This window comes from Victivallis sp. (assembly GCF_048170485.1).
In the GTDB taxonomy this organism is placed as follows: Bacteria; Verrucomicrobiota; Lentisphaeria; order Victivallales; family Victivallaceae; genus Victivallis.
The window spans coordinates 1-19368 of the sequence record NZ_DBEXAY010000070.1; the positions used below are offsets into that span (position 1 = coordinate 1).

Below are 19368 nucleotides of genomic sequence, written 5' to 3' on the forward strand. Positions count from 1 at the left end.
ACTGCGAATGGCACTACCTTTTCTCTGCATTTTTGAGCTCCTTTTTCGGTAATTTGGTTTGAGTAAATTTCCAAAGTTACTCGACAAAGGAGTTCTTTTCTACTCCGACAATTGCTTGTCACCTATACATGGTATCTTTCCCTTTTCCCGTAATACAGGGAATATAGATTCCTCCGGAAGAAGTTGCAAATATAAAACTGGAATTTTTTCTGCCCCGGAAGCAGTTCCGTTACAAAAACAATACCGGCAGCGTTCCCCCCTTTCCCCGGAACCCGGGAACCGGAGAGACGCTGCCGGCCGATGCGGAACCGTGCGGTTTACAGCACCTTCACCGCAAGTTCAAAACCATCCCCGTCGGCGACCGCGGCGGCGCTGGTCACCGGATTGGTGAAATCGGCGAAAATTCCGCCGTTCACAATGTAGGAGGCGGCGCATTCGGCGCAGACCCCGTCGAACCCGGTCGTAACCTGATGCTGGCTCGGCGTGTTCTTCTCGTAGGTAGAGAGATAACGGACCTCGCCGGGGACCAGCGGGAACTCCCGCACCAGCAGCGCGTCCTTGCGAATGATTCCGAGATAACCGACCGGCTTTTTGTTGCTGACAACCGCGACAATCCGGGGGGTGTCGAGGGAATCCTTCTCATAATCCATCGCCAGCAATCCCAGGCTGATGGCGTCGCGGGGCGGAATCCCCATGGCGATCTTTTCGACGATGGGGTCGGTCTGCGAACCGTTGGTGGCGACCGCCCACTCGCCGGCGATGCGGATGCAATTGTAACTGATGTAGGGATTTTTCCGCAGGTCGGATTCAAATCCCGCCCGGGGGAGGATCGCGACCTGGCCGCCGATCAGCACGGCCTCGCGGTTGGGGAAACTGCGGGAGGAGACACGATACATGGCGGCGGCCTTGCCCGCCGGAGTCATGCCGATGGCGACGATTCTGCCGAGATACATGGTAAAGAACCTCTTTTGGTTGCAAATTGAGAATGACGTTCCTATAAGAGACCACAGCAAGCAGCCGAAATCAAATCCGAAACCGGAAAAATCGGCAAGATTCCCCGAAAAACCGTTCCCTGGAATCAACGGTGCAGGCCATCGCAGCGGAGGAGAAAGCGGAACGCATCCGCCCAGCTCCGGAGAAACGCACGCACCTCTTTCCGCGGCGTGACAGTCAGCAGTTTAATGGCATTGCCGGCCAGCCGGCAGAGTTCCGGAGAATAGAGGTGGTAATTGGCCGCCGGACACCCCGTTTCACGCCGGAAAAGCGCGTCGAACGGCCCATCCCCGGCAAGGCTCATCTTCGCCGAACTGCGGCGCACCGGAATCCCGTCACGGCTGCGCCCGAACTGATTTTGGAAAGAGGGCGAGAGCAGAAAACTCACCATCTGTTCAATCCTCCGGGAGTCCGTACACTCGTTGCGCACACAGAGCAGCTCCACGCCGTACACATTGATCCGCCGCCCGTTTTCGGGAAGCGGGAGCGGAACCGCCCCGAATGCGCTCCCATCCTCGTCCGGGAAAAGCTGGGTGATCTCCTGCCGGGTCAGAATCAGCAACGCCTCCGGCGGCGGTCCATTGCCGGCGGAGCGGAATTTCGGAGGCCCCAGAATCTCCAGCAGTCGGCAATACTCCTCCACCGCACGAACCGTGGCGGGGGAGTCGATCCGCACCGGATCCCTCTCCGACGGGTCGAGAAAGCATCCGCCGAACCTGCTGATGATCGCAAAGAAATCGAACAGCAGGCTGGGATAGGGCAGCACAGCCTCCGACGGCAGCCGGCGACGGAGATTCCGGATGCACTCCAGAAACTCCTCCCAGCTCCACTCCGGCCGCGGCTCCGGACAGCCGCACTCCGCGAAAATCCGGCGGTTGAACACCACCACCCGCGGGGAAAACCGAATGGGCAGCCCGCACAGCTCTCCGCCGAACCGATAGGGCGCGAACGCCTCCTCGCAAAACTGCGACGAATCGGGAAAACATTTCCGGAAATACGGCGCAAGATCCAGGTAGTCACGATGGTTCTGCAACAGATCGTAGGAGACACGGAACTCGAACGCAGCCCGCTCGAATCCGGTGACAATCCGCAGATCCGGGAAACGGCTTCTCAGAGAGGAGACAAATTCCCGCCCCGTCCGGCTCCGGTCGCGGGACTGCGAAAGAAAGAGCCGGATCGTATCCGGCAGCAACCGGCGACGCCAGTGCTCGCACACATAGGTCCCGCTGCGGGAGATGCTGACGAACACCCCCTGCTGAACCAAACTCTCGATCACCGACTGCATATAGGTGAAACTGCACTGCGCTTCAACGGCGAGCTGTCGCGCCCCGGGGAGCTTGGCGCCGCTCGGCCACTGCCCGCTCTCCACCCGGTCGAGGAGGAAGTTGCGAAGCGCGACATTCTTTTCCTGCATCCGGACCAAGTTTCGCCTCCATTTCATCTGTTATCTCTTCCCGGATAATGTAATCCGGCATCTGACGAAGTCAATGGCGGAATGGAAAATTTTCACGGATATCCTTCCCCGCCGCATGATCCTCCCCTCCATGGCCTCTCTCTAATCGATCCCTCCCCAGAACAGGTTTCAACTCCAGAAAAAGCATATTTTTTCCTCCCCCTCTCTTGCATTTCCGGAAAATTCATCTATTTTAAGAAATGTTATCAATTTTGAGGAAAGATATGAGAGTCAGCATCACAACCAGTGTGAATCCGGGAATCGGCGGTCATCGTCCGGTTGCCGCTGCCGTATCCGCCCTCCTGTCGCTTCGACTTACTCGCGCCGGCCGCGCCTGAGCAGGTTGCAAGCACCATCCTCTTCTTCCTGCATTCCGGTTCCGCCGGCGTGAACCACGAGAGGGAGAACCGTCTCTTATCCGCAAGGTCCGGAAGTTGAGCTCTTCCCCCCGCAAGCATTTTCATTTCGTTACAGCGGTTTCATCATTTTGAGAGATAAAGGAGAATTTCATCATGGCAGAGTATCCGAAATACCGTTCCGCCGATCCGGTGGAAATCGAAAACCGACAGTGGCCGTCGCGCCGCATCACCGCTCCGCCCGTCTGGGCGTCGGTCGACCTGCGCGACGGCAACCAGGCGTTCATCCGCCCGATGGATGTGGCGGCCAAACTCCGCTACTTCCAGATGCTCGCTCAAATCGGATTCCGGGAGATCGAAGTGGGATATCCGGCCGCGTCGAAGGAGGAGTTCGCCTTCCTCCGGCAGCTGATCGAAGAGGGGCAGATTCCGGAGAATGTCCGGATCTCCGTGCTCACCGCCGCGCGGCCCGACCTCATCGAACGCACCATCGAGGCAATCCGGGGCGTGGACCGGGCGACCATCCACTGCTACGCCGCCACCTCCGAACTCCACCGCCGCTTCGTCTTCAACAAGAGTGAGCAGGAGCTCACCGAGATGGCGGTCGAGAGCACCCGGCAGATCCGCGACGCGGTGGAATCCGCCGGGCTCCGCGGCCGCATCGCCTATGAATTCTCGCCGGAGGAGTTCAGCGACAGCCGCCTCGGCTTCGTCGTCGACCTCGCCGCCGCCGTCGAAGAGGCGTGGGCGAGCCGCGGCAAGGAGGACTTCATCCTGAACCTGCCGGAGACGGTGGAGCGCCGGCCGCCCTACGAGTACGCCGACATGGTCGAGGCGTTCGTGCGGCGCTACCCGGCGATGGAGCGGACCATGCTCAGCGTCCACACCCACAACGATCAGGGCGGCGCGGTCGCGGCCGCCGAGATGGCGGTGCTCGCCGGCGCCGAACGGGTCGAAGGAACCCTCCTCGGCCACGGCGAACGCACCGGCAACATGGATCTGGTCACCTTCGCGCTGAACCTCAAATCGCGCGGCGTGGAGCCGGGGCTGGATTTCCGCCGTCTGTCCGAAATCGTCGAATTCATCGAAGAGGTTTCCGGCATATCGGTTCACCCCCGCGCCCCCTACGCAGGCGAGCTGGTCTTCACCGCCTTCTCCGGCACCCATCAGGATGCCATCCGCAAGGGGCTGGCCCAGCAGGAGGCGATCGCCGAAACCTTCCATCAGGGGTGGAAGGTTCCCTATCTGCACCTCGATCCCCGGGATGTCGGGCGCAGTCATGACGGACTCATCCGCATCAACAGCCAGTCGGGCAAAGGGGGCGTCGCCTACGTTCTGGAGAACGTCTACGGCATCGAGGTGCCGAAGGCGATGCAGCCGCAGGTTGCGGCGGCGGTCCAGCAGGAGGCCGAACGTTCCGGAGGCGAACTTGCCGCGCCGGACATTCACCGGATCTTTCTCGAGAAATTCGTCGAACCGTCAGGCCGGATTGAACTCAAGAACTTCCGCATCCAGCGCCCGGCGCCGACCGGCATCGACCAGACCGGCGTCGAACTCGCGCTCAAGGCGGGCGGTTCGGTCTACGCGGTCATCGGCACCGGCGGCGGCCCGATCGAAGCGGCGGCCGCGGCACTCCGCCGCTGCCCGGCAGTTCCGCCGTTCCGGGTGGAGGCCTACTCCGAACACGCGCTAGGACGCGGCTCGGATGCCCGCGCCATCGCCTTCATCGGTCTGAAAACCGACGACGGCAAGGTGATTTACGGCGCCGGAATTCACGAGAACGTCAACATCGCGGCCATCACCGCGATGGTCAACGCCCTCAATCGTTTTCCGGAATAAGTTCGAAATCGGCGCCGAGGGCACGGAAATCCCGGACGAAATCCGGGTAGGTGACCTCGGCCGCCTCGATCTCCCCGACGACCGTCTCCCCTTCGGCGGCAAGTCCGGCCACCGCGAGCGCCATGCCGATCCGGTGGTCGCCGTGGCTGTGGACCTTCGCCCCGTGCAGGGAGCCGCCCCGGATCACCATGCCGTCAGGCAATTCTTCGATCTCGGCCCCCATTTTGGTCAGCTCCGCCGTTATCACCGCGATGCGGTCGGTCTCCTTGACCCGCGCCTGCGGCACGTTGACCAGCCTCGTCTCCCCGTCGGCCAGTGCGGCGGCGACCGCCATCACCGGCAGGGCGTCGGGGGTGGCGTTGAGGTCGAGCGTCCGGCCCTGAAGTTTTCCGGATGCCGGTTCGACAAAGAGCTCCCCGTCGCGGCGGATTTTCGCGCCCATCTCTTCGAGCAGGGCGAACACCTGCTTGTCCCCCTGCGCGTCGTCAAAGTCGAGGTTGCGGATCTCCACCCCCTCCCCGGCGACCGCGGCGGCGACCAGCGGAAAGGCCGCGGTGGAGAAGTCCGCCGGAATCACCCGTTCAAAGGGGTGATACTTCTGCCCGCCGGGAATCCGCCAGTGGAGCATATCCTCACTGCCGCTCCAGCGGATGCCGAGCGCATCGAGCCAGGCGAGCGTGATGCCGACGTAGGGCTTCTCATGCAGGAATTCCAGATCGATCGTCGAATCCTCCGGAAGCACCGGCAAAGCAAAGAGCAGCGAGGTAAGGAACTGCGACGTGGTGCCGTCCACCTCCGTCGCGCCGCCGTGGAGCGGGCCGGAAATCCGGAACGGGCACTTCCCGCCCCGCGACTCCACCTTCGCACCGAGTTTTTCCAGCGCCGAGAGAAGTCCGGACATCAGCCGGGTGCGGAGCGACGAATCCCCGTCAAATCCGATCGGGAAATTCTGGAGCGCCGCCACCGAAGTGAGCATCCGCAATCCGGTTCCCGAATTGCCGAGGTCGAGCGGCGACCCGGGATCGGTGAACCGCCCGCCGGTGCCGGTGATCTCCCAGCGGCCGGGCAACTCCTTCACCGTCGCGCCGAGACGGCAGGCCGCCGTGAGCGTCGAACGGGTGTCGGCGGATTCCAGCGGTGCGACAAGGGTGCTGGTTCCTTCGGCCAGCAGGGCGGCGGTGATGCCGCGAATGGTGTGCGACTTCGACCCGATGACCGCGATCGAACCGCGGATTCTGGAGGGAACAACTTTCAAATCCATAATTTTCAACGCATCCTGTTTGTAGAATTAATCATCGAAAGAACCATTTCCGCCCGGCGGGAGCGGCTGCCCGACACGCAGCAGCTCGCGCTCGAGCGCCTCGCGTTCGGTAAAAGGAAAGAGTTTCCACCTCCGCCCCGGCTCCGTCAGCAGCGGCTTCAACACCCGGCTGGAGACGAGCGCGTAATCGGAGAGGGCCAGCGTCAGGCGCTCCGGCGCCTTCACACCGGTGACCTTCCCCGCCCGGCTGACCGAAACCGTCACGTCGGTGAATCTCGGAATCCGCTTCCACCGCTTTGCCAGCGCGAACTGCTCTTCGGCGAAACGGTGAAGCTCCTTCCCGGAGAGTTCGATCGTGCAGACCCGGTTCTCGTAGGGGATCAGCCGGAACAGTGCGTCACGCGTCACCTCCGGCCCGATGGATCCATCTCCGCTCCGCACGGCGAAGAAAGCGGCCTCCGCCCCGGTCGCCCGCCGGAGCGCTTCACAGCCGGTTTTCCCGAACGCGAAATCGTACTCCCGTTCCTTCGGCTGGCGCAACGGCCGGCTCAACCGGACAAACGGGCGAAGCGCCTCCGCGCGCCAGGCGGCGCGATAGGGCTCAAGCAACCGGACCGCCTCGGAATCCACCTTCTCCGGCACCGGACGAAGCAGTTCGGAACGGATTCTCCGGATCTTGCGGGTTTCGTCATCGACCTCGACCCGGATCCGGGCGACGGCCGCGGCGTGGGAACCGGCCTGCACATACCAGGCGCGCCCGGCCCGCTCCCCCGGATGCTCCTCGTGGCTGTGGGCGCCGAGCACCAGATCGATTTCGGGGAAATCGCGCAGAAATGCGGAAAGCGCGCCGACCGAACTGTAAAGCCCGTTGTGCCAGGCGAGCACCACCACATCGGGCCGCGCGGCGCGCACCTCCGGCATGATCGCGCTCAGCGCGGAGTACGCCCCCCGGAACTCCAGACCGCTCCCCGGCAGAACCCGCTGCGCCATCTTCGGGTCGGTCATGCCGATGACGGCACAGCGAACTCCATTCCGTTCGAAGAGCTTCCATTTTCCGGCCGCCGGTTCCTTCCAGTCGGCGGCGAGCACCGCGCCCTGAAAGGAGCGCACGAGCCCGAGCAGGTTGTCGCGCCCGAATTCGAAATCGTGGTTGCCGGGCACCCAGACGTCGTACCCGAAGAGATTGAGCAGGGCGATCATCCCTTTCCCATTGCTGTGGCGCGAGATCGAACTGCCCTGCACGGTGTCGCCGCAGTCAATGCGCAACGCCTCCGCGCCGCCGGTGCGGAGAACGGAGCCGAGCGACGGCATCTTCTCCAGCCGTCCGTGAAGATCGGCGGTGCAGAGAATTTCAAGCTCCGCGCCGGCAAGAAGAAAGAGCTGAAGCGCGGCAAGAAGAATTGCGAAACATTTCATAGTCACTCAACATAACACCGGAGCCCCCTTTTTTCAACCGCAAAGCCGAAAAACTCGTTTTTTTTGCAATTCCGGACTTGCATGATGGAAGAAACGGGTCCATATTAATAGACGTTATCGCTTGTAATTGACGAGATATTGAATCAATATAGAACATACGAGGTGTCAAATGTCTCAGCATCCGAGTCTCCGCGTCGGCGGCAAGATCCGCAAAATCCGCAATGTGATGAAGCGTTATGAGCGCATCAACGTCCTGCTGGCCGACGGCCGGATCAAGGAGGACAAAGTCCTCGGTCTGCCGAAGACCAAACCGGTGGAAATCTAAGCTGCCGCCGGGAACGGGAGGCGCGGAGCGGGCAACCGCTGCCGCGCCTTTTGCATTTCCGGGCGGGACACCGCCGGAGGAGAATCGATGCAGAACAAGTTCGACACCCTGGTCCCCGACACCATCTTCGCCGCGGCGGAGCGGGCGCTCGAACGCCGCTTTTCCGGCGTGCTGCTGCCGCTGCCGAGCTACATCAACCGCGTCTACGAGATGGAGAGCTGCCGCCGCGAACGGTTCATTCTGAAATTCTACCGCCCCGGCCGCTGGAGCCGCGACGCCCTGCTCGAAGAGCATCTCTTCACCCTCGAATGCAAAGCGGCGGAGATTCCCGTCGTCGCCCCGCTCCGGCTGGCGAACGGAACCACGCTCGGCGAAACGGAGAACGGGATCTATTTTGCCGTCTTCCCCAAGCGGTGGGGGCGCGCCCTCGAAGAGGGAGAGGACGAACTCTGGATCCGGCTCGGTGCCCTGCTCGCCCGCGTCCACACCGTCGGAGCCGCCCGCCCGGCGCCGCACCGGGAGATCCTCGCCCCGCGGGAAAACACCCTGTCGGAAACAGCGCGGCTGCTGAGCTCCGGCGTGGCCGAAGGGCGCTCCCTCGACGAACTCTCCGCCGTGCTGAAGGCGATCCTCCGGGTCCTGCTGGCGAAATTCCGGGATGGGGAACGCATCCGCCTCCACGGCGACTGCCACAAGGGGAACGTCCTCGAACGCCCCGGCGAAGGGTTGATGCTGATCGATTTCGACGACATGCTCACCGGCCCGCCGGTGCAGGATCTCTGGCTGCTGCTGCCCGGCCCGGTCGAAGAGTGCACCCGCGAGCTGGAACTTCTGCTGCGCGGCTACGAGTCACTGCGGGAGTTCGACCGCCGCAGTCTCGACCAGATCGAACTGCTCCGCGCCATGCGGATGATCTACTTTCTGGACTGGAACGCCCGCCAGCGCAGCGACCGGAACTTCCGCGAACGCAATCCCGACTGGGGGTCGGATTCCTTCTGGCGGCGGGAAATCGCCTCCCTCGCCGAACAGCTCTCGATCATTAATCACGACGGAATTTCTTGAAAAATCGGCAATCCGGTGTTACCTTAACGCATTATCATGGCGTTTCTGCAAAATCGGAAAGGAGACCGCATGAAGCCGTTTTTTGTTTTTTCAGGACAGGGAGCCCAGACGGTCGGCATGGGCAAGGACCTCGCCGCCGCCTGCCCGGAAGCCCGGGCGTTCTTCGAAGAAGCCGACTCCGTACTCGGCTATGACCAGAGTTCCATCATCTTCGACGGCCCCGTCGAAAAACTGACCGAAAGCCGCTTCTGCCAGCCCTCCATCTATACGATGAGCTGCGCCGCGCTGGCCGCATTCCGGGTGAAATTCCCCGACGTCAAGCCGGTCGCCTGCGCCGGGCTCAGCCTCGGCGAATACGGCGCGCTCTACGCCGGCGGCGCCTTCCGCTTTGCCGACGGCCTCCGGCTGCTCGCCCGCCGGGCCGAACTCATGGACGCCGCCTGCCGGAGCACCTCCGGCGGCATGGCGAGCGTCCTCGGCGGTGATCCCGCGGCAATCCGCGAAGTCTGCGCCGAATGCGGCATCGACGTCGCCAACTACAACAGCCCCGGCCAGATCGTCATCTCCGGCGAGAAGAGCAAACTCGCCGCCGCGGTCGATGCACTCAAGGCGCGCGGAATGCGCAAGGTGATCCTGCTCAACGTCGCCGGCGCCTTCCACTCCCGGCTGATGAAACCCGCCGGCGATGCGCTGGTCAACGTTCTGGCCACCGCGCCGATCGAACTGCCGTCGGTTCCGGTCTACCACAACTTCACCGCCGCTCCGGCGAAGGACCTCACCGAACTGCGGAACAATCTCGCATCGCAGGTGGCCGGCTCCGTCCGCTGGGAGGAGTGCGTGCGCGCGATGGTCGCCGCCGGCGGCGACACGATGATCGAATTCGGCCCCGGCAACGTGCTGACCGGGCTGCTGCGCCGGACACTCCCGGAGATCCGCGGCATCAACGTCAACAGCGTCGAAACGCTCGACGCCATCGAACTGTGAACCCCAGAACGAAACGATTTAAGGAAGGGAAAGAGGAAATGAGTCAGGAAAAACGTCTGGAGGGCAAGGTGGCCCTCGTCACCGGCGGAGCCCGCGGCATCGGCAAAGCGATCTGCACCCGGCTGGCCGCGGAGGGCGCCGCTCTCGCGATCGTCGATATCATGCTCGACGTCGCGCAGGCGACCGCCGATGAATTCAAGGCGGCGGGGGTCAACGCCCGCGCCTACGCCGCGAACGTGGCCAAGTTCGAAGACGCCGAAAAGACCGTCGCCGCCGTCGTCGCCGACTTCGGCAAGCTCGACATTCTGGTCAACAACGCCGGCATCACCAAAGACACCCTGATGCTCAAGATGACCGAAGATATGTGGGATGCGGTGATCGCCGTCAACCTCAAGGGCACCTTCAACTTCACCAAGGCCGCGGTCCGGCCGATGATGAAACAGCGCGCCGGCAAGATCGTCAACATCGCCTCGGTCGTCGGCCGCATGGGCAATGTCGGGCAGGCGAACTACTCCGCCTCCAAGGCCGGCGTGATCGCTCTGGCGAAGACGACCGCCAAGGAGTTCGCCACCCGGAACATCCAGGCCAACGCGGTGGCGCCGGGCTTCATCGAGACCGACATGACCGCCAAGCTGCCGCAGGAGGCGCGCGACGCCTTCCTGACGGTGATTCCGGCCAAGCGCGGCGGCCGGCCCGAGGATGTGGCCAATGTGGTCTACTTCCTCTGCTCGCCGGATTCGGACTACGTCACCGGTCAGGTGATCAACGTCGACGGCGGCATGCTGATGTAAGAGGAATTTCCGGCTCGAAACGGGCCGGAAATACAAAAAATTTCGCCTTTATTTCAAAAAATATTTGACTTTTTCCGTTTTTGGCGGCATATTATGTGAAGCTATGCTGATAAATGGAAAAAGCAAACGACATTGAGAACTGATAAACCAAGAAAAGGGGATGCCAAAAATGTCTTCTGTTGCTGACAAAGTGAAAAAGATCGTCGTCGAACAGCTCGGAGTTTCCGAGGATCAGGTGACTCCGGAAGCCAAGTTCATCGAGGACCTCGGCGCCGACTCGCTCGACCAGGTGGAACTCGTGATGGCGCTCGAAGAAGAGTTCGGCTCCGACATTCCGGATGAAGATGCCGAAAAGCTGACCACCGTCGGCGACGCGATCAAATACGTCGAAAGCAAGAGCCAGGAGTAAGTTCTCTCTCTGGTCGGCACTGCGTGTGACTCTACGGTCCGGAGCGGTGTCGTTGATGCGGGCCACTCATCGTACTGTACGTTGGTGGCCCGTTTTCATGACGAGAATCCGCCGGCTTCTCCGTTCCGGCAGGGGTGGAGGAGCGGTTGCAGATACGGCGTCCGCGCCGGAATATGGAGAATGAAGTAGGTATGAACAATCGACGGGTAGTGGTTACCGGTTACGGCGTGGTGTCCTGCGTCGGCAACAATGTACCGGATTTCTGGGATTCCCTGGTCAACGGCCGGTGCGGCCTGGGCCGGATCACCCGCTTTGATGCGTCGGAATACCGCACGCAGATTGCCGGTGAGGTCAAAGATTTTGACGTCACCAAATATATGACGGCGAAAGAGGCCAAACGGCTGGATCTCTTCTGCCAGTATGCCATCGCGGCCAGCGACGAGGCGATGGATTGCGCGGGGCTCCCGAAAGAGCTGCGCGGCAGCAACATCGACCCGAACCGGGTCGGTGTGATCGTTTCCAGCGGCATCGGCGGCCTGCACACGATGAGCGAACAGGACAAGCTGCTCATCGAACGCGGACCGGGGAAGATCTCTCCGCTGCTGATTCCGATGATGATCGGGGACCTCGCCTCCGGCAACATTTCGATCCGCTACGGTGCGGGCGGCCCGAACCTCGGGCTGGTCACCGCCTGTTCGACCGGCTGCCACTCGATCGGCGAATCGTTCTGGTGCATCAAACGCGACGACGCCGATGTGATGATCTGCGGCGGTGCGGAAGCCTCTGTCGTCGCCCTCGGCGTGGCCGGGTTCTGCGCGATGAAGGCGATGAGCCAGCGCAACGATGATCCGTTGCACGCCAGCCGCCCCTTCGACCTCAACCGTGACGGATTCGTGATGAGCGAAGGCGCCGGCGTGATGATCCTCGAAGAGCTGGAACACGCGAAGAAGCGCGGTGCGAACATCCTTGCGGAAGTGGTCGGCTACGGCGCCACCGGCGACGCCTACCACATCACCAGCCCCGCTCCCGACGGGAACGGCGGCGCGCGGGCGATCCGGATGGCGATGCGTCACGCCGGGCTGGGCACCAATGAGATCGACTACATCAACGCCCACGGCACCAGCACGCAGCTGAACGACAAGTTCGAAACCATGGCGATCAAGGGCGCGCTGGGCGAAGACGCCTACAAGGTGTCGGTGAGCAGCACGAAGGGGACCACCGGTCACGGCCTCGGCGCCGCGGGCGGGCTGGAATCCATCGCCTGCGTCAAGGCGATCGAGACCGGAATCATTCCGCCGACGATCAACTACGAGACGCCGGATCCGGAGTGCGACCTGGACATCACGCCGAACACCGCCCGGGAACGCAAGGTGGAGGTTGCGCTCAACAGCAACCTCGGCTTCGGCGGGCACAACGGAGTGGTGATTTTCCGCAAGTTCCGGTAAAATCCGATATCCGTTTTTCTCTGAAAGAGGCTGTTCCCGGGAGCGGGGACGGCCTCTTTTGCGTTTTTTTGCTTCGACGATTTGTTTTTACGAAACTATCGGAGTATATTTATTGAGAGTGTGGATACTGGGGTCGCCCCCGGGCAGAAACCGGAGGAGATCCTGTTACAAGGGAGGCAATACGATGAAATTTCTCGCATGGAGTCTGTCGGGTGTTGCATTGGCGCTTTTCGTCACGGGGTGCCAGCCGGATCTGGCACAGGTAAAACCGGGAACGCAGGAAGAGTACTGGGAGCAGTTTGTCGACCGCAGTTACTCCGGCTTCCGCCCATCCCGCACCGCTCCGCCCGCGATCGCCGACAAAGTCTCCCCGAACCTGCTTGAACAGGAGCGGCAGCAACCGGCGAACGAGGGGGAAGCCGTCGAGGAGACCGAACAGCTCCCGGCCGTCAACGCCGCGGACGTCGCTCCGGCGGATGATCCGGTCGTCGTCGAAGTCGCCGAAGAGAAGGCAACGGTGATCGTCCCGGAAACCGCCCCGGCGAAGACCGAAGAGAAGCAACCGGCGGCCGACACGGCGAAAGGCGGCGTGGTCTACGTGGTGAAGCCCGGCGACACGCTCTCCTTCATCGCCAAGAAGTTCTATCACAACGGCGCCCGGTACGATCTGATTCTGAAGGCGAATCCGCAGCTTGCCAATCCGAATGCGCTTCGCCCCGGCATGAAGCTGCAGATTCCGCAGCTCTGAGGAAGAATCCGCCGGACCACCGGGAGCGGCGCACGGGATCGATCCTCCCGGGTGCCGCTCTTGACTCGTTTTACCAGATCGCTGATACGCATGGAAAGTCGATTTTATTTTGAAAAAGGGCTGACGCTTCATACCGCCTGTGCCGGAGATGAGGTGAAGAATCTGCGCTATCTGCAGAATCTCTTCGGCGTCCGGCTCGTCGCCCGGGAGAACTGGGTCGAAATTCACGGAGAAGAGGAAGCGGTTCAGCGCGTTCAGAATCTGCTGGCGGAACTGGCGCGCTTCTACGAACTGCGTTCACGGCAGCTGGAGACGCGCGATTTTGAGTTTCTCTGCCGCTCGTTCCGCGATCACCGAGAGGGAGATCTGCACGAGCTGTGGAACGAACGCATCGCGGTCAGCCCGAAAAAGCGGGAAGTTCTGCCCCGCTCCCGCCGGCAGCTGGAGTATGTCCGGCAGATGCGCTCGCGGGATATGGTGTTCGGCATCGGCCCGGCAGGGACCGGCAAGACCTACCTCGCGATGGCGATGGCGGTTTCCGAATTTCTCAAGGGGAACGTCACCCGGATCATTCTGACCCGTCCGGCACGGGAGTCCGGAGAAAACCTCGGCTTTCTGCCCGGCAGCCTCGAAGAGAAGATCATGCCGTACCTGCGGCCGCTCTACGACGCCCTCTACGATATGATGCAGTTCGACGAGGTCTCCTCGCTGCTGGAACGCAACATCATTGAGGTCGCGCCGCTGGCCTTCATGCGGGGGCGCACGCTCAACAACGCCTTCATCATCCTCGACGAGGCGCAGAATACGACGGTCGAGCAGATGCTGATGTTTCTGACCCGGATGGGCTTCAACTCCCGCTGCGTGATCACCGGCGACCCCTCGCAGTCCGATCTCGGGCCGAAAGAGAACTCCGGTCTGCGGCACGCCATCTCCCATCTGCGCGGCATTCCGGAGATCGGCTTCACCTTTTTCGAAACCGGCGACGTGGTGCGCCACGCCCTGCTGGAGAAGATCATTCTCGCGTATCAATCCGACCCCGCGCCAGGCAAGGAGGAGTGAGCAATGTTCAACCGGCTCCGCATGATGTATGAACGCTACCAGGCGCGGCGCGAACTCCGCCGCAAGGGGATCATCAACCCGCACCGCATTGTAGACTGGGATTCGTTTGCCAACACGATCGACCGCTCGCCCGCGCCGGCCATCTTCATTCTGGTGATGGTCTGGGTGGTGAGTTCGGTTCTGATGACCCTCTCGGCGCTGCAGCAGAACATCGATCCCGGCTGGGTGATCGGCCAGGAGGCGACCCGGACAATCCACGCCTCCTGCGAGTTCAACTACATCGACAAAGAGGAACTCAACCGCGCCCGCCAGGCGGCGATGGAGCGGCAGCCGGAGTTCTTCCGGGTGAACACCCTCCGCTCCGAACAGATCCTCCGCAACTTCAACGCGTTTTTCAAGGCGGTCGAACAGAGAATCCGTCAGGAGCGGGACAAAAAGAAATACACCCCGGATCCCGATTCCCTGCCCTCCCGTCTGGCGGCGACGGTGCAGCCGCCTCTGCTCGAGGAGCTCGGCAAATTCTGCCAGCTGCAGGAGGGGTTCGGCAACTTCGAAAACCGGCTGCGCATGATCGTCCGTCAGGGGATCATCGGCACGGAAGACAAGGCCGCCCGCAACGTCGGCCAACGCATCCGGGTGATCACCGTCGGAGACCGGCGGCTCCAGGAGCGGGCCGTCACCGATCTCTGGGACAACGCCTCCGCGGCGGCGGAGCTGGCGAAGAACGTCTTCCCGCCCGAACAGGGAGCCGTCCCGGAGACCATGCGTTCGGAGTTCATCCGCATCGCCGCCGAACTGATCGGCAGAGGCGGCGACCTCGACTTTGACGACGCGGTCACCCGGACCGTGCGCGAAGAGGCGGCGGCGGCCGTTCCCGCGGTTCCGCACAAAATCGCCAAAGGCGAACTTCTGGTCAGCAAAGGGGACATCGTCACCCCGTCCCTCAAGGACAAACTGCAGGTCCACCGCGAAGAGGAAAAAAAGAGCGTGACCATCGACATCGGAATCGCCCTGCTCAGCCACAACATGATCTGGAGCCTGGTGCTCATCATCTTCGCCGCTTTCTACCTCTACAACCTCCATCCGGATGTGGTGCGGGCCAACAAGCGGATCTCGCTCATCGGGCTGGTGGTCATCATCTCCATGCTGGTCAACTTCGGCGCGATCCTCTCCTACAACATGGGGGTGAGCGCCAGCCGCGACCTGAGCAGCGCGCTGGTGGTCAACGCGATTCCGATTGCGCTCGGTTCGGTGCTGCTGGCGGTGATCTTCGGCTACCGGGTGGCGCTCTGCGTCGGATTTTTCATCTCTTCAATGACCGCGATGATGGTGGTGCCGGAACGGGCGTTCGACCTCGCGCTCAAGGGGATGGTGATCTCTTCGCTGGCCGGTCTGGCGGTTCGCTCCGCGACCGACTACCGCTCCTACTTTCTGCGGATTGTCGCGACGGTGTTTCCGCTGACCTTCGTGTTGAACTTCAACCTGCTGCTCGGGGAGAACACCGATTTTCTCCACCAGCTCAGCGGTGCCGCCTCGCTGGCAATCGGCAACGCCTTTCTGACCGCCATTCTCGCGCTGGTGCTGACCTTCCTCTTTGAGATCGTCTTCAACGTCAGCACCAACATGGCGCTGATGGTGCTCTGCGACTACAACCACCCGCTGCTGGAACGGCTCAAGCGGGAGGCGCCCGGCACATTCTTCCACAGTTTGATGGTCGCCACGCTGGTCGAGGATGCGGCCCGGGCGATCGGTGCCAATCCGCTCAAGGCCAAAGCCGGAGCGCTCTTCCACGATATCGGGAAGCTCGCCATGCCGCAGTATTTTACCGAAAACAACCTCGACAGCGCCAACCAGCACTTGAATCTCAATCCGCAGATGAGCAGCATCATCATCCGCGACCACGTCAAGGAGGGGCTGGCGCTGGCGCGGCAGTACCGGATGTGCCGGACCGTGCGCGACGCGATCGAACAGCACCACGGCAACGACCTCGTGCACTACTTCTACGCCAAGGCGCTCGCCGACAAGCGGCGGGAGGGGGGCAACGCGCCGGTTCTGGAATCCCAGTTCCGCTACTCCGGGCGGCCGCCGCAGGACCGGGAGATGGCGATCATCAGCCTGGCGGATGCCTGCGAAGCCGCCAGCCGGTCCCTGGACAAGCCCTCCGCCGCCAAAATTGAAGCGGTGGTGAACGGCATCTTCCAGAAGCGGTTCGAAGACGGTCAGCTCAATCAGGCAAACATCACTCTCGCCGAACTGGAAAAGGTCCGGCAGAGTTTCATCAACACGCTGATCAGCATGAAGCATGGAAGAATCGCCTATCAGCGGGAGCAGAGAGAGGAAGATGAAGAACCTGCAGTTCTCGTGGGAGACCAGGCGGTACCCCCGGCCGAATCGAAGTGAGCTTCTCCGTCTCGCCCGGCGCGCCGCAACGCTGGCCGGCCTGCCGGATGATTTCGACTGGGATCTGGGAATCCGCTTCGTGGGGGACCGCTCCATGGCACAGCTGAACGAAGAGTTTGTCGGGCACGAGGGAACCACCGACGTGATCACCTTCAGCTACTTCGACGACCCCGCCGGACTGTTTCCGGGGGATCCGGCCGTCGAACTGATCATCTGTCTGGACGCCGCCCGCCGCGAGGGGGAAAAGCGCGCCGATTCCAGTTACGCCCGCGAGGTGACGCTCTATCTGGTTCACGGGTTGCTCCACTCCGCCGGCGAAGACGATCTCTCGCCCGGACCGCGGCGACGGATGCGCCGCCGGGAGCGCGAAGTGCTCTCCGCCCTGGCTGGAGAGTTCGATTTCACCGCCATTTTCCCGGCATGAAACATCCCCGCGACACCGGGAGAAACCGGAAAAGTCGCGGGGAATTTTTTCTGAAACAGCTATTCGCCGAGGGAATCCCAGATCGGCTCCAGATCGACCAGCTCACCAGTCTGAGCGGCGCGGTCGAGCGCCAGCGCGAAGACGGCGCTGCGAAGCCCCTCCTGCCCGCTGCACTTCGGCGGACCCCCCTTTGACATGGTTTCATACAGCTCCTTCATAATGTAGCTGTCGCCGCCGCCGTGACCGTCGCCGGAGAAATTCAGCTCGGTCACCCCTTCGTCGCCGAGGCGGCGGTAGCGGAGGAGGTTGCTGTAAAGATCCAGCTTCATGGTTCCTTCCGTGCAGGCGAAGGAGAGCCGCCGCTCCGGGATGGCGTTGCTCATCGTCGCGGTGAAGGTGACCCGGATGCGGTTGCGGAACTCGGCGATGGAAACCATATTGTCCATGAGATCGGTATCGTCGGTGAAGGGGGTCTTCTCCGCATGCGGATCCCACCAGCTCTTGAAGGTCTTCTCGCCGTACTTCTCCATCAGGAAGTTGTTTTCCGGCTTGAAGAAGTCGCGGCCGCCGAACGCGGCAACCCGGGAGGGGAGCGAGTTGCAGAACCAGTTGATGAGATCCAGGTCGTGACAGCACTTTTCCAGAATGTGCGGTCCGGCAAACTTCGTCAGCCTTCGCCAGTTGCACATGATGTAACCGCCATGATCCGGTGCGATGTTCTCGTTGCCCTCAATCAGGAGCAGTCGCCCGAACCTGCCGGAATCCAGCAGCTCCTTCGCCCGGCGGTACATCGGTGCATAGCGCAGGACGAATCCGGTGGCGAACACCCGCCCGCTCCTCTTCTGCGCGTCGGAGATCTCTTTGCACGCCTCGATGGTGGTGGCCAGCGGCTTCTCCGAGAAGACATCCTTCCCGGCGGCGAAGGCGGCGAGGATGTGATCCCGGTGGCAGGAGTTGGGGGAAAAGACCATCACCCAGTCGACACCGGGGGCATGAATCGCCTCTTCCGCCGAAGCGGCGGCCAGGGCATCCGGCGTCTCCCAGATCTTGCCCAACGTCTCCTTGAGCAGCTCCCGGTCGGGATCGAAAGCGGATACCACCCGGACGGCGCCGCCGGAGTCCCGCAGCAGATTTTTGACCACATAACGCGCCCGATTTCCCGTGCCGAGCACGGCGACACCGAATTGTTTTCCCATGATCCACTCTCCTTGCCTTGTTGATAAAACTGGATCCTTGTGTTATAGTATACAGCGGAATTTATATTCCGAAATGGAAAAAAACAGCATGCCTAATGACAAAAAAATCGAATTCGACTACAGCTCCCCCGATCTGGTGATCCACCGGATCGTCAGCCGGACGCCGGAACTGCACCGCAACTACGGATTCTGGATCATCAACGCCTCCGTCGGGTGCAGTTCACCGGCCGGCGGATTCCGGCAGTGCCGGGAGCGGAAGTTTGAATTCTACTCCCTCTCCCACCTCTATGACGGCGGCGGGGAGTTCTGGCAACCGGGCGAGCGGGAGCGCCCCCTCCACCCCGGCGAAGCGGTCCTGATCGCGCCGGGCGACCTGCACCGCTACGGGGGAAGCGACAGCAAACCCTACATCGAAGACTCCATCCGTTTCACCGGGCCGCTGGCGGACCTGCTGCATCGGACTGGAATCATCCGGACCGGAGTGTACGAACTTGGTCCATTGCGGCGGATTCCCGCGCTGGCGGAGCTGATCGCCGACCCCTCCTCCCCGGCTCAGATCAAGGCGAACATTCTGCTGCAGCAGCTGCTGACCGACCTGTATTTCGAACACCGGCGACGGGAAGAGAGCTCCCCCATCGGCGAAGTGATTGCGCTCATCAAGGCGCAGCCGGAAAAGTGGTGGACCGTCGCCGAACTCGCCGAACTGTGCAATTTGAGCATGGATCAATTCCGGCGCAACTTTCTGCGGCACACCGGGATGCTCCCCAAGCGCTACCTGGAGGAGCTCAAGTTGCGCCAATCCGCAGAACTGCTGTTCTCCACCCGGGAAACGGTGGCGGAAATTGCCGGACGGTGCGGCTATGTCGACCCCTATCACTTCAGCCGGCGCTTCAAACGGCTGTTCGGGGTCTCGCCGGAACGCTATCGGCGGGATTCCAATCTCTTCCGGCTCCGTTGAAATCGACGGACGAACGCCGCCTCCCGAAAATTGGCAACCTCCGGTGTTTTTTCCATAAGACGTTGAAATCCCGGCGCGACGCATCTATATTAATAAAACCAGAATAAAATCAACCAGAAAAAACGGGAATCGAAACGGATATGGAAAATAACGGTCTTTTCTTTGTGATGGACTTTTTCAAACGAAAATGGCGCAAAATTCTGCATACAGCTGCGGTCAGTTTCTTTGTTGCAGCGCTGCTGTTTCTTC

General features: G+C 61.8%; 17 protein-coding genes. 12 read left to right on the plus strand and 5 right to left on the minus strand.

Going from position 1 to position 19368, the window contains the following annotated elements; translation table 11 throughout:
- Positions 1 to 317: 317 nt before the first annotated feature.
- Together ACMLHG_RS03655 and ACMLHG_RS03660 are read right to left on the minus strand one after the other, a co-directional pair.
- Positions 318 to 953, minus strand: a complete 636-nt coding sequence (locus tag ACMLHG_RS03655; protein WP_294434137.1) for an IMP cyclohydrolase — start codon at positions 951 to 953, stop codon at positions 318 to 320.
- Positions 954 to 1078: 125 nt separating this feature from the next.
- Entirely contained in the window at positions 1079 to 2434 is a 1356-nt protein-coding gene (locus tag ACMLHG_RS03660) for a hypothetical protein (protein ID WP_417169592.1), read from the minus strand.
- Positions 2435 to 2958: 524 nt separating this feature from the next.
- Between ACMLHG_RS03660 and ACMLHG_RS03665 the strand changes: the two genes are divergently transcribed.
- Positions 2959 to 4641, plus strand: a complete 1683-nt coding sequence (locus ACMLHG_RS03665; RefSeq protein ID WP_417169593.1) for a 2-isopropylmalate synthase — start codon at positions 2959 to 2961, stop codon at positions 4639 to 4641.
- Here the strand turns inward: ACMLHG_RS03665 and aroA are convergent.
- The gene (gene aroA / locus ACMLHG_RS03670) at positions 4622 to 5902 is read right to left on the minus strand and encodes a 3-phosphoshikimate 1-carboxyvinyltransferase (protein ID WP_417169594.1); all 1281 of its coding nucleotides are present in this window, start codon (positions 5900 to 5902) and stop codon (positions 4622 to 4624) included. The genes ACMLHG_RS03665 and aroA overlap by 20 nt on opposite strands.
- A 27-nt stretch (positions 5903 to 5929) precedes the next feature.
- On the minus strand, positions 5930 to 7318 hold the full coding sequence (locus ACMLHG_RS03675; RefSeq protein WP_417169595.1) for a bifunctional metallophosphatase/5'-nucleotidase: 1389 nt from the start codon (positions 7316 to 7318) through the stop codon (positions 5930 to 5932).
- A gap of 169 nt (positions 7319 to 7487) precedes the next feature.
- On the opposite strand from ACMLHG_RS03675, the gene ACMLHG_RS03680 reads away from it, so the two are divergent.
- The 10 genes from ACMLHG_RS03680 to ybeY all read left to right on the plus strand — a co-directional run bounded on the left by ACMLHG_RS03680 (position 7488) and on the right by ybeY (position 16965).
- On the plus strand, positions 7488 to 7643 hold the full coding sequence (locus ACMLHG_RS03680) for a small basic protein (RefSeq protein WP_294434145.1): 156 nt from the start codon (positions 7488 to 7490) through the stop codon (positions 7641 to 7643).
- Between the two features lie 87 nt (positions 7644 to 7730).
- A complete protein-coding gene (locus ACMLHG_RS03685) occupies positions 7731 to 8705 on the plus strand; it encodes a serine/threonine protein kinase (protein WP_417169596.1) in 975 nt (324 codons plus the stop codon).
- Positions 8706 to 8774: 69 nt separating this feature from the next.
- Complete coding sequence (gene fabD / locus ACMLHG_RS03690) at positions 8775 to 9689, plus strand: ACP S-malonyltransferase (protein WP_417169597.1); 915 nt, start codon at positions 8775 to 8777, stop codon at positions 9687 to 9689.
- A gap of 38 nt (positions 9690 to 9727) precedes the next feature.
- Positions 9728 to 10480: a 3-oxoacyl-[acyl-carrier-protein] reductase gene (fabG, locus tag ACMLHG_RS03695; RefSeq protein WP_294434150.1), complete on the plus strand. Its 753-nt coding sequence runs from the start codon at positions 9728 to 9730 to the stop codon at positions 10478 to 10480.
- A 169-nt stretch (positions 10481 to 10649) separates the two neighbouring features.
- Positions 10650 to 10889 carry an acyl carrier protein gene (locus ACMLHG_RS03700; RefSeq protein WP_116884920.1) on the plus strand — a complete coding sequence of 80 codons (240 nt, stop codon included), beginning with the start codon at positions 10650 to 10652 and terminating at the stop codon, positions 10887 to 10889.
- A 191-nt stretch (positions 10890 to 11080) separates the two neighbouring features.
- Entirely contained in the window at positions 11081 to 12334 is a 1254-nt protein-coding gene (gene fabF, locus ACMLHG_RS03705) for a beta-ketoacyl-ACP synthase II (protein WP_294434151.1), read from the plus strand.
- Positions 12335 to 12518: 184 nt separating this feature from the next.
- Positions 12519 to 13082 carry a LysM peptidoglycan-binding domain-containing protein gene (locus tag ACMLHG_RS03710; RefSeq protein ID WP_417169598.1) on the plus strand — a complete coding sequence of 188 codons (564 nt, stop codon included), beginning with the start codon at positions 12519 to 12521 and terminating at the stop codon, positions 13080 to 13082.
- A gap of 90 nt (positions 13083 to 13172) precedes the next feature.
- Positions 13173 to 14141 (plus strand): PhoH family protein, encoded by a 969-nt coding sequence (locus ACMLHG_RS03715; protein WP_417169599.1) that lies wholly within the window; start codon positions 13173 to 13175, stop codon positions 14139 to 14141.
- 3 nt (positions 14142 to 14144) lie between these two features.
- The gene (locus tag ACMLHG_RS03720; protein WP_417169600.1) at positions 14145 to 16541 is read left to right on the plus strand and encodes an HD family phosphohydrolase; all 2397 of its coding nucleotides are present in this window, start codon (positions 14145 to 14147) and stop codon (positions 16539 to 16541) included.
- Positions 16483 to 16965, plus strand: coding sequence for an rRNA maturation RNase YbeY (ybeY, locus tag ACMLHG_RS03725; protein WP_294434156.1), 483 nt, complete (start codon positions 16483 to 16485; stop codon positions 16963 to 16965). The genes ACMLHG_RS03720 and ybeY overlap by 59 nt, the downstream gene beginning before the upstream one ends.
- A gap of 59 nt (positions 16966 to 17024) precedes the next feature.
- Here ybeY and ACMLHG_RS03730 read toward each other — a convergent pair whose 3' ends face one another.
- The gene (locus ACMLHG_RS03730; protein WP_417169601.1) at positions 17025 to 18161 is read right to left on the minus strand and encodes a Gfo/Idh/MocA family protein; all 1137 of its coding nucleotides are present in this window, start codon (positions 18159 to 18161) and stop codon (positions 17025 to 17027) included.
- An 88-nt stretch (positions 18162 to 18249) separates the two neighbouring features.
- On the opposite strand from ACMLHG_RS03730, the gene ACMLHG_RS03735 reads away from it, so the two are divergent.
- A complete protein-coding gene (locus ACMLHG_RS03735) occupies positions 18250 to 19119 on the plus strand; it encodes an AraC family transcriptional regulator (protein WP_295811215.1) in 870 nt (289 codons plus the stop codon).
- The last annotated feature ends 249 nt before the right edge of the window (positions 19120 to 19368 follow it).

Coding starts and splice junctions, on each gene's coding strand:
- ACMLHG_RS03655 (WP_294434137.1), bottom strand. CDS start 953: ATGTATCTCGGCAGAATCGTCGCCATCGGCATGACTCCGGCGGGCAAG.
- ACMLHG_RS03660 (WP_417169592.1), bottom strand. CDS start 2,434: ATGAAATGGAGGCGAAACTTGGTCCGGATGCAGGAAAAGAATGTCGCG.
- ACMLHG_RS03665 (WP_417169593.1), top strand. CDS start 2,959: ATGGCAGAGTATCCGAAATACCGTTCCGCCGATCCGGTGGAAATCGAA.
- aroA (WP_417169594.1), bottom strand. CDS start 5,902: ATGGATTTGAAAGTTGTTCCCTCCAGAATCCGCGGTTCGATCGCGGTC.
- ACMLHG_RS03675 (WP_417169595.1), bottom strand. CDS start 7,318: ATGAAATGTTTCGCAATTCTTCTTGCCGCGCTTCAGCTCTTTCTTCTT.
- ACMLHG_RS03680 (WP_294434145.1), top strand. CDS start 7,488: ATGTCTCAGCATCCGAGTCTCCGCGTCGGCGGCAAGATCCGCAAAATC.
- ACMLHG_RS03685 (WP_417169596.1), top strand. CDS start 7,731: ATGCAGAACAAGTTCGACACCCTGGTCCCCGACACCATCTTCGCCGCG.
- fabD (WP_417169597.1), top strand. CDS start 8,775: ATGAAGCCGTTTTTTGTTTTTTCAGGACAGGGAGCCCAGACGGTCGGC.
- fabG (WP_294434150.1), top strand. CDS start 9,728: ATGAGTCAGGAAAAACGTCTGGAGGGCAAGGTGGCCCTCGTCACCGGC.
- ACMLHG_RS03700 (WP_116884920.1), top strand. CDS start 10,650: ATGTCTTCTGTTGCTGACAAAGTGAAAAAGATCGTCGTCGAACAGCTC.
- fabF (WP_294434151.1), top strand. CDS start 11,081: ATGAACAATCGACGGGTAGTGGTTACCGGTTACGGCGTGGTGTCCTGC.
- ACMLHG_RS03710 (WP_417169598.1), top strand. CDS start 12,519: ATGAAATTTCTCGCATGGAGTCTGTCGGGTGTTGCATTGGCGCTTTTC.
- ACMLHG_RS03715 (WP_417169599.1), top strand. CDS start 13,173: ATGGAAAGTCGATTTTATTTTGAAAAAGGGCTGACGCTTCATACCGCC.
- ACMLHG_RS03720 (WP_417169600.1), top strand. CDS start 14,145: ATGTTCAACCGGCTCCGCATGATGTATGAACGCTACCAGGCGCGGCGC.
- ybeY (WP_294434156.1), top strand. CDS start 16,483: ATGAAGAACCTGCAGTTCTCGTGGGAGACCAGGCGGTACCCCCGGCCG.
- ACMLHG_RS03730 (WP_417169601.1), bottom strand. CDS start 18,161: ATGGGAAAACAATTCGGTGTCGCCGTGCTCGGCACGGGAAATCGGGCG.
- ACMLHG_RS03735 (WP_295811215.1), top strand. CDS start 18,250: ATGCCTAATGACAAAAAAATCGAATTCGACTACAGCTCCCCCGATCTG.